This is a genomic window from Streptomyces sp. LHD-70 (assembly GCF_031157275.1).
GTDB lineage: Bacteria > Actinomycetota > Actinomycetes > Streptomycetales > Streptomycetaceae > Streptomyces.
The window spans coordinates 23804-37491 of record NZ_JAVIFW010000029.1 but is presented as its reverse complement, the minus strand read 5'-3'; the positions used below and the strand labels follow the sequence as shown (position 1 = coordinate 37491).

At 70.3% G+C, this 13688-nt stretch carries 10 protein-coding genes; 7 read left to right on the top strand and 3 right to left on the bottom strand.

From position 1 onward, the window contains the following. Nucleotides 1–217: 217 nt before the first annotated feature. The 7 genes from RCO28_RS35390 to trxA all read left to right on the top strand — a co-directional run bounded on the left by RCO28_RS35390 (nucleotide 218) and on the right by trxA (nucleotide 10387). Nucleotides 218–2635 carry a DUF6049 family protein gene (locus RCO28_RS35390; RefSeq protein WP_308945474.1) on the top strand — a complete coding sequence of 806 codons (2418 nt, stop codon included), beginning with the start codon at nucleotides 218–220 and terminating at the stop codon, nucleotides 2633–2635. A gap of 48 nt (nucleotides 2636–2683) precedes the next feature. Next, nucleotides 2684–4912, top strand: coding sequence for a murein biosynthesis integral membrane protein MurJ (gene murJ / locus RCO28_RS35385; RefSeq protein ID WP_308945473.1), 2229 nt, complete (start codon nucleotides 2684–2686; stop codon nucleotides 4910–4912). 129 nt (nucleotides 4913–5041) lie between these two features. Then, nucleotides 5042–6892 (top strand): protein kinase family protein, encoded by a 1851-nt coding sequence (locus tag RCO28_RS35380; protein ID WP_308945472.1) that lies wholly within the window; start codon nucleotides 5042–5044, stop codon nucleotides 6890–6892. A 171-nt stretch (nucleotides 6893–7063) separates the two neighbouring features. Continuing rightward, a complete protein-coding gene (gene sigM / locus RCO28_RS35375) occupies nucleotides 7064–7813 on the top strand; it encodes an RNA polymerase sigma factor SigM (RefSeq protein ID WP_308945471.1) in 750 nt (249 codons plus the stop codon). Next, on the top strand, nucleotides 7810–8841 hold the full coding sequence (locus tag RCO28_RS35370) for a hypothetical protein (protein WP_308945470.1): 1032 nt from the start codon (nucleotides 7810–7812) through the stop codon (nucleotides 8839–8841). The genes sigM and RCO28_RS35370 overlap by 4 nt, the downstream gene beginning before the upstream one ends. A gap of 209 nt (nucleotides 8842–9050) precedes the next feature. Next, nucleotides 9051–10013, top strand: a complete 963-nt coding sequence (gene trxB, locus RCO28_RS35365) for a thioredoxin-disulfide reductase (protein WP_308945469.1) — start codon at nucleotides 9051–9053, stop codon at nucleotides 10011–10013. Nucleotides 10014–10060: 47 nt separating this feature from the next. Beyond that, nucleotides 10061–10387, top strand: a complete 327-nt coding sequence (trxA, locus tag RCO28_RS35360; RefSeq protein WP_308945468.1) for a thioredoxin — start codon at nucleotides 10061–10063, stop codon at nucleotides 10385–10387. A 110-nt stretch (nucleotides 10388–10497) separates the two neighbouring features. Here trxA and RCO28_RS35355 read toward each other — a convergent pair whose 3' ends face one another. The 3 genes from RCO28_RS35355 to RCO28_RS35345 form a co-directional block, all read right to left on the bottom strand. Further along, the gene (locus tag RCO28_RS35355; RefSeq protein WP_308945467.1) at nucleotides 10498–11115 is read right to left on the bottom strand and encodes a GNAT family N-acetyltransferase; all 618 of its coding nucleotides are present in this window, start codon (nucleotides 11113–11115) and stop codon (nucleotides 10498–10500) included. 310 nt (nucleotides 11116–11425) lie between these two features. Beyond that, complete coding sequence (locus tag RCO28_RS35350; RefSeq protein WP_308945466.1) at nucleotides 11426–12514, bottom strand: ParB/RepB/Spo0J family partition protein; 1089 nt, start codon at nucleotides 12512–12514, stop codon at nucleotides 11426–11428. After that, nucleotides 12511–13587: a ParA family protein gene (locus tag RCO28_RS35345; protein ID WP_308945499.1), complete on the bottom strand. Its 1077-nt coding sequence runs from the start codon at nucleotides 13585–13587 to the stop codon at nucleotides 12511–12513. The genes RCO28_RS35350 and RCO28_RS35345 overlap by 4 nt, the downstream gene beginning before the upstream one ends. Nucleotides 13588–13688: the final 101 nt, after the last annotated feature.

The window sequence follows — 13688 nt, the reverse complement described above, 5'->3', positions numbered from 1 at the left end:
CCCGACACGCTGCCGTGCGCCCCCGGACGGGCCCCGGACCGGCCCCGCGTACCGCCTCACCGGTCCGGTTCGACGCCCGGCGAAGTGGCCCGTACCGTCGCTGACCTGCCGGAGGGCTGCGGGAGCGCACCCCGGCACTCAGGCACAGCGCGCCTCGTTACCATGCGGGGACGCAAATGCGGACGACCACTGACGACGACGAGGGACGGGCGAGCGCGTGGCCGAGGCGGCAGACTTCCAGGGGATGACTCCCTCACCTGCCCGCCGGCGGTTCCGGCGTACGGCAGCGCTCCTGGCCGGAGCGCCGCTGCTCGCCGCTCTGCTGCAGATCCCCGCCGCCCCCGCGGACGCGGCCCCTCAGGCCGCCAGGACACCCGAGGCCCCGTCGGCCCCCGCAGGCACCGGATCCGTCGACGTCTCCGTGGACAGCATGTCCCCGAGTGCGCCGACGGACGAGGACACCGTCACGGTCTCCGGCAAGGTCACCAACGAGGGCAGGCAGACGGTCACCGACGCGCACGTCGGCCTCCGCGTCGGCCCGACGCTGAACAACCGCTCCTCCGTCGACAGCGCGGCCAAGCGGTCCGACTCGCTGCAGGGAGCCCTCGGCCGCGAGGTCGGCGGCAAGGGCGGCAAGTACACCGCGGAGTTCAACAAGATCGCGCCCGGGGCGACGCAGAACTTCCAGCTGTCGGTCCCCGTCGAGGAGCTCGACCTCTCCGCGGACGGCGTGTACCAGCTGGGCGTCTCCCTCACCGGCCGCAGCGCCGCCCAGCCGTACGCGCAGGTGCTCGGCGTCGAGCGGACCTTCCTGCCCTGGCAGTCGGAGGCGCCCGGCGAGAAGACGAAGGTCAGCTTCCTCTGGCCGTTGATCTCCACCTCGCACCTCACCGCGGAGACCGCCTCCGACGAGCAGCAGACCCCGGTCTTCGCCGACGACAAGCTCGCCGAGGAGGTCGCCCCCGGCGGCCGGCTCGAGCAGATGCTGTCCCTCGGCAAGGACCTGCCGGTGACCTGGGTCATCGACCCGGACCTCCTCGCCTCCCTCGACGCGATGGCCACCAAGGGCTACAGCGTCGAGAACCCCGACGGCGGCAACCCGATCCCGGGATCCGCCAAGAACCGGGCCCTGGCCAAGCAGTGGCTCAACGAACTGCAGCAGGCCGTCAAGGGCAAGAAGATCGTCGCCCTGCCGTTCGCCGACCCGGACCTGGCCTCGCTCGCGCACCAGGGCAAGGCGGTCGGCGGTTCGCTGAGCCATCTGCAGCCCGCCACGGACGTCGCCGCCCAGACCGTGAAGTCCGTCCTGCACGTCGAGCCCAGCACGGACTTCGCCTGGCCCGCCGACGGCGCGGTCGACCCGTCCGTCGTCGACGTCGCCACCTCGGCCGGCGCGCACTCCGTGATCGCCCGCAGTGACAGCCTCCGCGAGTCGCGTGGCCTGCCGTACACCCCGACCGCGGCCCGCCCGATCGGCGGCGGCACGACGGCCGTGGTCGCCGACGCGCGCCTGTCGACCGCGTTCCAGGGCGATATGACGCGCGCCGAGAACTCCACGCTCGCGGTGCAGGAGTTCCTCGCCCAGAGCCAGATGATCACGCTGCAGAACCCGGACAAGCAGCGCAGCATCGTCGTCGCCCCGCAGCGGATGCCCACGGCCAGCCAGGCCCAGACGATGGCCCAGGCCCTCGGCGCCCTCGACTCCGAGAGCTGGACCGAGCCGGACGACCTGATCTCCGCCGCCAAGGCCACGCCCGACCCGAAGGCCGCGACGCAGGTCCCCGGCACCGGCGCGTACCCCGCGAAGCTGCGCAGGCAGGAGCTGCCGAAGGCGGCCTTCGAGTCGGTCCGCACCACGCAGGAGACCCTGGGCCGCTTCAAGGTGATCCTGAGCGCGCCGGACCGGGTGGTCACGCCGTTCGGCCGGGCCATGGACCGCGAGCTGTCCACGTCCTGGCGCGGCCACGCCCACGAGGCCGAGACGTACCGCAACAGCGTGCAGCGCTACCTCACGACGCTCACCGGCCAGGTCGGGCTGATCGAGAAGACCGAGGCGAAGCTCTCGGGGCGCAGCGCGACCATCCCGATCACCGTCCAGAACAACCTGGTCCAGGGCGTCGAGAACCTGACGCTGCGCCTCACCTCCACCAAGCCGACCCGACTCAAGATCGGCGAGCGGCCGGGTGCGTACGAGGAACAGCCGATCAAGGTCTCCGGCGGCCACAGCCAGACCGTGAAGTTCACCACCACGGCCAACGCCAACGGCCCGGTCCCGGTCGTCGGCCAGCTCTACACCGAGGACGGCACTCCGTACGGCAAGGAGATCCGCTTCGACGTCGACGTCACCGAGATCACCCTGACCGTGATGCTGGTCATCGCGGGCGGCATCCTGCTGCTCGTCCTCGCCGGCTTCCGCATGTACACGCAGCGCAAGGCCGCCGCCCGCCGAGCCGAGGAGGAAGAGGCCGAGGGCGAGAACGACGAGGACGGCGGCGAGAACGGCGACGGTCAGGAGGAGGGCGACGACAGCCCCGAGTCCGGCCCTTCCGCCCCCGAGCAGCCGAGTGACCCGACAGCGGACACCGCACCGGAAAGCACCGACCCGTCCGGCACGGGTGAGAGAGTGGACCGTTGAGCGATGACGTGGCCACTGGGGCCGCGGGACCGATGAGGTGGGGTAAGCATGAATGCGCCGTACGACGGTGACCGCGGCCAAGGCGCGGGCAGCGGCGAACCCTCGGGTGGGCACGTACCCCCGCAGCAGCCCACGCCGGACATGTACGTCGAGGACGCCTACGCCCAGGACCCGTACCGCGCTCAGGACCTCGCCGCCCAGGACCCGGTGACCGAGGCCCTCTACGACCGCTCCGCGCACCCGCCGCCGCCCCCGGGCACGTACGCGGACCCGCAGTCCCTGTACGCGCAGCCCGCCCCGCCGCAGAACGCACCGGACCCGCAGGTCTGGGCGCAGACCCCGGCCCCGGAGCCGGACGGCCCGTCCCGCCACCTCCCGTACGGCGACGATGTCCGTACGACGCAGTTCGTCGGCGTCGACGACCTGGTCAGCCGGGCCGCCGAGGAGCGCCACGAACCGGACGCGTTCGCACACCTCTTCCGCGACCAGCAGCCGGGCTACCGCGACCAGCAGCCGGGCTTCCGCGACCCGCAGACCGGCAACGGCTCCCGTCCGCAGGGCGAGCAGCCCGCGGTGCCCGCCCCGGCCGCGCCCCCCGGCACCCCGGAAGCCGTACCGGCCCCGGCCGCCCAGCCGAAGAAGCCCGGCAAGGCCACAAGCATCCTGAAGTCCAGCGCGGTGATGGCGGCGGGCACGATCGTGTCCCGCATCACCGGCTTCCTGCGCACGCTCGTGATGGCCGCGGCGATCGGCGTCGGCACCCTCAACGACACGTACCAGGTCGCCAACGTCCTGCCGACGATGATCTTCATCCTGGTCGCGGGCGGCGCGCTGAACGCGGTGTTCGTCCCGCAGCTGGTCCGCGCCATGAAGAACGACGAGGACGGCGGCGTCGCGTACGCCAACCGCTTGCTGACGCTGGTCATCATGCTGCTCGGCGCGGTCACCGTGATCTGTGTGCTCGCGGCCCCCGCCTTCGTCCAGGTGATGTCGCCGAAGCTGGCCTCCGAGCCGGAGACGTACGAGCTGACGGTGACGTTCGCCCGCTTCTGCATCCCGACCATGTTCTTCATGGGCGTGCACGTGGTGCTCGGGCAGATCCTGAACGCGCGCGGCCGCTTCGGCGCGATGATGTGGACGCCGGTCCTCAACAACATCGTCATCATCGCCACGTTCGGCGCGTTCATCTGGGCCTTCGGCTCGTCCGGCACGTCCGGGGTCACCGAGAGCACGATCACCCCCGAGGGCGTCCGGCTGCTCGGCATCGGCACCCTGCTCGGCCTCACCGTGCAGGCCCTGGCGATGGTCCCGTACCTCCGCGACGCGGGCTTCAAGCCGCGGCTGCGCTTCGACTGGAAGGGTCAGGGCCTCGGCAAGACCGCCGCCCTCGCCAAGTGGACGCTGTTCTTCGTCCTCGCCAACCAGCTCGGCATGGTCGTCGTCACCCAGCTCGCCACCTCGGCGGGCTTCACCGCCGACGATCAGGGCCACCCCGGCACCGGCATCACCGCGTACAACTACGCCCTGCTGCTCTGGCAGATGCCGCAGGCCATCATCACCGTCTCCGTGATGACCGCCGTCCTGCCCCGCATCTCCCGCGCCGCCAACGACGGCGACGCCGCGGCCGTCCGGGACGACCTCTCGTACGGACTGCGCACCTCCGCCGTGGCGATCGTGCCGTGCGCCTTCGCCTTCCTCGCGCTCGGCGTCCCGATCACCACGCTGCTGTACGCCGGCACCCCCGGCGCCACGAACATCGGCTACGTCCTGATGGCCTTCGGCCTCGGCCTCATCCCGTACTCCGTGCAGTACGTCGTCCTGCGTGGCTTCTACGCGTACGAGGACACCCGCACGCCGTTCTACAACACCGTCATCGTGGCCGCCGTGAACGCGCTCGCCTCGCTGCTCTGCTACCTCGTGCTGCCCCCGCGCTGGGCGGTCGTCGGCATGGCCGCCTCGTACGGGCTCGCCTATGCGGTCGGTGTGGGTGTGGCCTGGCGCAGGCTGGGCAAGCGCCTCGGGGGAGACCTGGACGGCTCGCACGTGGTGCGGACCTACGCCCGCCTCATCGGCGCCTCCGTTCCGGCGGCGCTCGTCGGTGGTGCGGTCGCGTACGGGCTCATGGAGGTCATCGGCACGGGCGCCCTGGCTTCGTTCACGGCGCTGGTGGGCGGCGGGATCGTGCTGCTCGGCGTCTTCTTCGTCGCGGCCCGCCGGATGCGCGTCCAGGAGCTGAACGCGCTCGTGGGCATGGTCCGGGGTCGGCTCGGCCGCTGATCCGACGCTTTTGCCGCAGGTCTCGCACAACCATCCCCGGCCATCGCGTGTCGTGGATAGCGGCAGACTGTGGGCACAATTGGCTTTGGCGTCGGACAGCGTGCAACGGATGGGGAGGCAGGAACGACGGTGGCGGAACGGAGCACGGCTGCCGTCGACGTGGCAGCAGGGAGCGACGAGGAGTCGCTGACCGCCAAGGCGGACCAGGCCACGGCCGACGGGGCGGCCACGAGCCGAGAGACGACAGCTGCCGAGGGCGCGGAGCAGCCCGCCGGCGACGCGGCGGAGACCGCGGAACTCCAGCCCACACCGCCGGAGGAACCGCAGGCCGCACCGCCCGCGACGGCGCAGGCCACACCACCGGAGAACCCACAGGCCTCACCGACCGCGACGGCACAGGCCACACCGCCCGCGACGGCACAGGCCGCACCACCGGAGCTGCACAGCGGCCATAAGCTCGCGCGCCGCTACCGCCTCGAGGAGTGCGTCACCCGTCTGGACGGTTTCAGCAGCTGGCGTGCCGTCGACGAGAAGCTGCGCCGCGCCGTCGGCGTCCATCTGCTTCCGGCCGATCATCCGCGCGCCCGCACCGTCCTGTCCGCCGCCCGCTCCTCCGCACTGCTCGGCGACCCGCGCTTCGTGCAGGTCCTGGACGCGGTGGAGGAGAACGACCTCGTGTACGTCGTGCACGAGTGGCTGCCCGACGCCACCGAGCTGACCACCCTGCTCGCCGCCGGCCCGCTTGAGGCGCACGACGCGTACCAGCTGGTCAGCCAGGTCTCCCAGGCCATGGCCGCCGCGCACCGCGAGGGCCTGTCCCATCTGCGGCTCACGCCCAGCGCGGTGCTGCGCAGCTCCTCCGGCCAGTACCGCATCCGCGGCCTCGCCGTGAACGCCGCGCTGCGCGGCATCAGCAGCGACACCCCGCAGCGCACCGACACGGAGGCGATCGGCGCCCTCCTCTACGCCTCGCTGACCCAGCGCTGGCCGTACGAGGAGGATGCGTACGGGCTGTCGGGGCTGCCCAAGGACATCGGCCTGATCGCACCGGACCAGGTGCGCGCGGGCGTCCACCGGGGCCTGTCCGAGCTGGCGATGCGCGCCCTGGTCAACGACGGGGCGACGGCCTCCCGGCAGGACCAGCCGTGCACCACCCCGGAGGAGCTGTCCAAGGCCGTCTCGGAGATGCCGCGCATCCGCCCCCCGGAGCCCTCGTTCACGGCGCCGCCGGAGTACCAGCGCACGACGTACCAGCAGGGCACGTACGGCCGGCCCGCCACGGCGGCGCAGGGCACGCAGCCCATTCCGCCCGCACCGCCCGCTCCACTGCAGAGCCGTACGGGCAAGGCCCTGAAGTGGGCCGTGTCCGCGCTGCTGATCGCGGCGCTCGGCCTGGGCAGCTGGCAGCTCGCGGACGCCCTGATGGAGCGCGACCAGCCCAGCGGACCCGGCACCTCGCAGCCGGGCGAGGAAGGGGACGGCTCCAAGGCCGCCCCCGGCAAACCGCTCAAGATCAGCGATGCGTACGAGTTCGCCCCCAGCGGCAGCGGCATCAAGGAGCAGGACGTGCCGCAGGCCGTGGACGGCGACGCCGGCACCGCCTGGATCACGCCGCAGTACAAGGGCTTCGCGAACTTCGGCAACCTTCCGAACCGCAAGCAGGGCAGCGGCATAGTCGTCGATCTCGGCAGCGTCCAGGACGTGTCCGGATTCGAAATCGCCCTGTATCGCGCCGGGCAGAAGGCGGAGGTGCTCGCCGCGCCCGAGGACGCGTCGCGGCCCTCTTCGCTTGCTGAGTTCTCCAAGGAACTCAGCAAGCTCGGCCAGGCCGGCAACCGGCTCGAGAAGACCCTCGACGAACCGGTGCGCACCCGGTACGTACTGGTGCACATCACCTCCCTGCCGACTGACGGTTCGGCGGAGCTCTTCCGGGGCGGGATTTCCGAGATCAAGGTCCTGGGAACGGCCCGCAAGGAATAGCGGCATTACGCGATCACCGGTGCAATTCGGGGAAAGCCCAGGAGTCGATGCTCTCCTGGGCTTTCCCCTTTCTCCTGGGACATTCCGGACCTCCCTCGGGACATTCCGGACCGTTTACACGCTCTCCGGGACCCCGATACGCTGAGCCCTCGACCGAGGTAGGGGGAGCAGGTGCAGGCGGAGGACATCTCAGGAGCCCCTGACGCGACGCTCCTGGCCCGCCATGTCGACGGGGACCCCGACGCCTTCGGCGAGCTCGTACGACGCCATCGCGACCGGCTGTGGGCGGTGGCGCTGCGCACGCTCGGGGACCGAGAGGAAGCCGCGGACGCGGTGCAGGACGCCCTGGTCTCCGCCTATCGCGCCGCGCACACCTTCCGTGGCCAGTCGGCGGTCACGACCTGGCTGCACCGGATCACCGTCAACGCCTGTCTCGACCGGGTGCGCAAGGCCGCCTCCCGCAAGACCTCACCGGTCGACGACACGGAACGCCTGGAGCAGCTCCTCGAACCCCATGAGTCGGCGTCCGCGCCGGCCGAGCGGCACGATCTCCACCGGCAGCTCATCGAGGCGCTCGGCACGCTCCCGCCGGACCAGCGGGCCGCCCTCGTCCTCGTCGACATGCAGGGCTACCCCGTGGCCGAGGCCGCCGCGGTGCTCGGTGTTCCCACCGGCACCGTGAAGAGCCGCTGCGCCCGCGGCAGAGCCCGCCTGCTGCCGCTGCTCAGCCACCTCCGGGCGGAGGGCTCGGGCCCGCGGCAGAGAGATCGAGCCGGTTCGGAGGAAAAGAACCGCGGCGCCGGAAGGAACCGGACGCAGGAGCCATCCGTCCCACCGGCAGCACCAGCGCACGACGCAAGGACACAGGGAACAGATCCAGGCGATTCAGCAGCCGTGAAGGGCGGAGGTGGGCGAGCGTGACAGCCACGACCGGCGCGGCCGAGCACCCGGACGTGTCAGAACTCTCCGATCTCACCGAGGGCCTGCTCCCGCCCTCCCGTAAGAGCGAAGTACGCGACCACGTCGAGGGCTGCGCGCTCTGCGCCGACGTACTCGACTCATTGACCGAGATCCGCGAACTGCTCGGCACGCTGCCCGGACCGCCGCAGATGCCCGCCGACATCGCGGGCCGGATCGACGCGGCACTGGCCGCCGAGGCACTCCTTGACGCAACTCGCCCTGCGGAAGGGGCAGTCGACGCTCCGGCGCGGCTCTCCGAGCAGGCCTCTGCACCTGACGAGCGGACCACCGAGCACGCGGCCGACCAGCCCTCGGAGCGGCCCTCGGAGCAGCCCTCCGAGCCGCATGTTTCACGTGAAACGGCGAGCGCTCCCGCGGCCGGTGCGCCGGATCGGCCCGCCGGACATCCGCGTGCCGCGACCGGCCCCGGCCGTCGTGCGGGGGCTCCGCGTCGACGTCGCCGCAATATCGCGGGAGCCGTGATCGGCGCCGTGGCCACGGTCGCCGCGATCGGCCTGGGCACGCTGATGCTCCAGCCCGGCAGCAACAGCGCGGACTCCGGCCACAGCAACGCGTCGGACCTGACCGGGACGCAGACCTTCTCCGGGAGCGCGCTCGACGACCAGGTCTCCTCGCTGCTCGCCAAGGACAAGAGCCCGGCCCCGGAGGCATCGAAGCCTTCGTTCAGTACGGAGTCCAGCACCGAGTCCGCCGAAGAGGACTCCCGGCGCACGCCCAAGACCAACGCACCCATGCGCGGCGACGACCCCGACGTACCGCGGTGCATCGCGCGCGGCATCGACGAGGACGCCCCGCCGCTCGCCGCCAAGCGCGGCACGTACGACGGCAAGGCCGCTTATCTGGTCGTGCTGCCCGACACCACGGACAGCTCGCGCGTCACCGCGTACGTCGTCGATGCGGCCTGCGTCGACAACTCCTCCGGGAGCAAGGGCGACGTCCTGGTCTCCCACTCGTACCCGCGCCCCTGAGCAGACGACGCCCCGCGCCCTCCGTACGCCCTCTCCGTACGCCCTCTCCCTACGCCGTCTCCGTGCGCCGTCTCCGTGCGCACGAACACACCATGTGCGCGGACACAGCGGGAATGCTCGCCCCGTAGGATCCGTTGGGTGGGGTGAGAGTCCGGAAGGCGGGCTCCTCCCGAGGCATTAGGCAGTCCGCAGAGACGAGGAATCAACCCGTGAGCGACGTCCGTAACGTGATCATCATCGGCTCCGGGCCCGCCGGCTACACGGCCGCGCTGTACACCGCGCGCGCCTCGCTGAAGCCGCTGGTCTTCGAGGGTGCCGTCACCGCAGGCGGTGCGTTGATGAACACCACCGAGGTGGAGAACTTCCCCGGATTCCAGGACGGCGTGATGGGCCCCGAGCTCATGGACAACATGCGCGCCCAGTCCGAGCGCTTCGGCGCCGAGCTGATCCCGGACGACGTGGTCTCCGTCGACCTCTCCGGTGAGATCAAGACCGTCACCGACACCGCCGGTACGGTCCACCAGGCCAAGACCGTCATCGTCACGACCGGCTCCCAGCACCGCAAGCTCGGCCTGCCGAACGAGGACGCGCTCTCCGGCCGCGGCGTCTCCTGGTGCGCCACCTGTGACGGGTTTTTCTTCAAGGACCAGGACATCGCCGTGATCGGTGGTGGCGACACCGCGATGGAAGAGGCGACCTTCCTCTCCCGCTTCGCCAAGTCCGTGACGATCGTGCACCGCCGCGACAGCCTGCGTGCCTCGAAGGCCATGCAGGACCGCGCCTTCGCCGACCCGAAGATCAAGTTCGCCTGGGACAGCGAGGTCGCCGAGGTCCACGGCGAGCAGAAGCTCACCGGCCTCACCCTGCGCAGCACCAAGACGGGTGAGACCTCCGAGCTGCCGGTCACCGGCCTGTTCATCGCGATCGGCCACGACCCGCGCACCGAGCTCTTCAAGGGCCAGCTGAACCTGGACGACGAGGGCTACCTCCAGGTCGAGGCCCCCTCGACGCGCACCAACCTGACGGGTGTCTTCGCGGCGGGCGACGTCGTGGACCACACCTACCGCCAGGCCATCACGGCCGCCGGCACCGGCTGCTCCGCCGCGCTCGACGCCGAGCGCTACCTGGCCGCCCTCGCCGACAACGAGGCCGCGGCCACCGCCGCGGTCTGACCCCACTGCTTCGCCCCACCCTCAGTTCAGTTAAGGAGAACAACGCCATGGCCGGTGCCACGATCACCGTGACGGACGCAGACTTCGACGAGAAGGTGCTCAAGAGCGACAAGCCCGTGCTCGTCGACTTCTGGGCCGCCTGGTGCGGCCCGTGCCGCCAGATCGCCCCCTCCCTGGAGGCAATCGCGGCTGAGCACGACGAGATCGTCGTCGCCAAGCTCAACATCGACGAGAACCCGGGCATCGCCGCGAAGTACGGCGTCATGTCGATCCCGACCCTCAACGTCTACCAGGGCGGCGAGGTCGCCAAGACCATCGTCGGTGCCAAGCCGAAGGCCGCGATCGAGCGCGACCTCGAGGGCTTCATCAAGTAGTCCTCCCGCGCGGGCGCACGATCAGCGCCTCGCTGTTTCACGTGAAACGGGCCCAACCCTCCAAAGGGTTGGGCCCGTTCGCATCTCCCAGTCCTGCGCCGCCCGGTGCCTCACAGCGGACGCAGTGCCGGCTCCTTCTGCACTGCCCCCAGCAAGCGGTCGAGGGCTAGCTCGACATCTTCCTTCCAGGAGAGCGTCGTACGCAGCTCAAGCCGCAGCCGTGGATACGTGGGATGCGGTCGTACGGTCTTGAAGCCCACCGCCAGCAGATGGTCCGCGGGCAGCACACACCCGGGCTCCTTCCACCGCGCATCGCCGAAGGCTTCGATCGCCTTGAATCCCCGCCGCAGCAGATCCTTGGCAACGGTCTGCACCATCACGCGGCCCAGCCCCTGGCCCTGATAGCCGGGAATGATGAAGCCCGTCATCAGCTGCACGGCATCGGGCGACACGGGGCTCGTGGGGAACGCCGTGGAGCGCGGCACATACGCCGGCGGCGCGTACAGCACAAAGCCCGCCGGCACGTCGTCCACGTAGACGACACGGCCGCACGAGCCCCACTCCAGGAGCACGGCGGAGATCCAGGCCTCCTTCTCCAGCTCCGGAGTGCCTGCCTTTACCGCGTCCTGTCCACTGACCGGATCGAGCTCCCAGAAGACACATGTACGGCAACGCTTCGGGAGATCCGGGAGATTGTCCAGCGTGAGCGGTACGAGCCGACGCCCCATGAAGGCGGTTCCTCACTTTCTTGACGCGCCGCCTCACGGGCGGCTGTCAGAACGCTCCGTTCCCTGAGCAGACTGCCGACGAAACCGCCGACAGCTCCCAGCCCAAGCCCTGCGGTCAACAGGCCCGTCCGGCTCACCGATCGCATGGCCCCCGCCCCTTCTTCTGAGGTGTTGCCAGGTGGATGCGCCCTACTCGATCGCATCGTATCCACCCAGCGATTGCACCGATACCGGCGGAAAGCAAAGAGCAGGCCGTGTTCCGGTGCACACCGGACACGACCTGCTCTGCGTCGGCCTCTCAGCTACGCCATTACTCGTCGGCGTCCTGCGTCGGCCCCTTGTCCAGGACCGGCCCCTCGCCCGGAGCGAGCGTGCCCAGAATGCGCTCCAGGTCGTCCATCGAGGCGAACTCAACGACGATCTTGCCCTTCTTCTGCCCCAGGTCCACCTTCACCCGCGTCTCGAAGCGGTCCGAGAGCCGGGACGCGAGATCGGTGAGCGAGGGCGAGACACGGCCACCGGCACGCGGGCCCTTGCTGCGCGGCGCGCTCTTGGGCCGCGAGCCCATCAGCGTGACGATCTCCTCGACCGCTCGCACCGAAAGCCCCTCGGCGACGATCCGGTGAGCGAGCCGGTCCTGCTCCTCCGAGTCCTCCACCGACAGCAGCGCCCGAGCATGCCCGGCGGACAGCACCCCGGCCGCCACCCGACGCTGCACGGCCGGCGAGAGCTTCAGCAGCCGCAGGGTGTTGGAGACCTGCGGACGCGAACGCCCGATCCGGTCGGCCAACTGGTCATGCGTGCAGTTGAAGTCCTTGAGCAACTGGTCGTATGCCGCGGCCTCTTCGAGCGGGTTCAGCTGGGCGCGATGCAGGTTCTCGAGGAGCGCGTCCAGGAGCAGCTTCTCGTCATCCGTGGCCCGTACGATCGCGGGAATCCGCTCGAGCCCCGCCTCACGGCACGCCCGCCAGCGCCGCTCACCCATGATGAGCTCATAGCGCGTGGGCCCCAACTGCCGTACGACGACGGGCTGGAGGAGACCGACCTCCTTGATGGAGGTGATCAGCTCGGCGAGCGCGTCCTCGTCGAAGACCTCACGCGGCTGCCTCGGGTTGGGGGTGATGCTGTCAAGCGGAAGCTCGGCGAAGTGCGCACCCGCGGGCGGCTCCGGCGTCGAGACGGTCTCGCTCGGCGGCGGCTCCGTTTCACGTGAAACATTGCCCTGCGGCAGCGAAGCCAACTTGGCCGCGGGAACGCCTCGTTCAGCGGTCAGCAGAGGCACAGAGCTGGGGGAGTTCGAGCCCTCGCCCTCGGCCGACGGCGCCGGCTTCTCTCCTGTCGGGGCGGCAGGGATCAGCGCGCCCAGTCCCCGGCCCAGCCCCCTACGTCGATCGCTCACTGGATCCCCTCCGCCATATTCTGCTGCCCGTTCTGCATACGCGAGTGGGCCTGCTGTGCGTCGTACCGTACGCCCACCCCACGCAGCGCCATCTCGCGGGCTGCTTCGAGGTACGAGAGTGCGCCACTCGACCCCGGATCATAAGTCAGCACGGTCTGCCCATAGCTCGGAGCCTCCGAGATACGTACGGAACGCGGGATGCTCGTCCGCAGCACCTCGTCGCCGAAGTGGTTGCGCACCTCGTCCGCCACCTGGGAGGCAAGGCGGGTCCGCCCGTCGTACATGGTGAGCAGAATCGTCGACACATGCAGGTCGGGGTTGAGGTGCCCGCGTACGAGATCGACGTTGCGGAGCAGTTGGCCGAGGCCCTCCAGTGCGTAGTACTCGCACTGGATCGGGATGAGCACCTCTGCTCCGGCGACCAAGGCGTTGACGGTGAGCAGACCCAGGGACGGCGGGCAGTCGATCAGGACATAGTCCAGCGGCTGCTCGTAGGCCTGGATGGCCCGCTGTAGACGGCTCTCCCGCGCGACCAGCGACACCAGCTCGATCTCCGCACCGGCAAGATCGATGGTGGCCGGGGCGCAGAAGAGCCCCTCGACGTCGGGGACGGGCTGGACCACTTCGGAGAGCGGCTTGCTCTCCACCAACACGTCGTAGATGGAAGGGACATCGGCGTGATGGTCGATCCCCAGCGCCGTGGAGGCGTTGCCCTGCGGGTCAAGGTCGATCACCAGAACGCGCGCACCATGCAGCGCGAGCGAGGCGGCAAGGTTGACCGTCGTGGTCGTCTTCCCTACCCCGCCCTTCTGGTTGGCGACCACCATGACTCGGGTCTGCTCGGGCCGTGGGAGGCCCTCGCCGGCGCGGCCAAGAGCTTCCACCGCCAGTTGGGCAGCACGACCAATGGGGGTGTCGTCCATCGGGGTCGGTGTTTCACGTGAAACATCCTCCCCCGCCGATTCGGTACGGGGACCGGGGACCGGATCGGTCATCGGTCCCGCGATGTTGGCGTCGGACCGCAAGGATTCACTCTCCTCGACTTCAGGCTCGCAATGAACAGAGCCTCCCATGCCCTTGGGGTCGCGAACCAGCGAGGCCCGTTCTTCTGTGGATGAATCCACCGTTGTGGAAAACTCCGCCCCCCTTACGGGGGGTTTCCGGTCACGCGGGG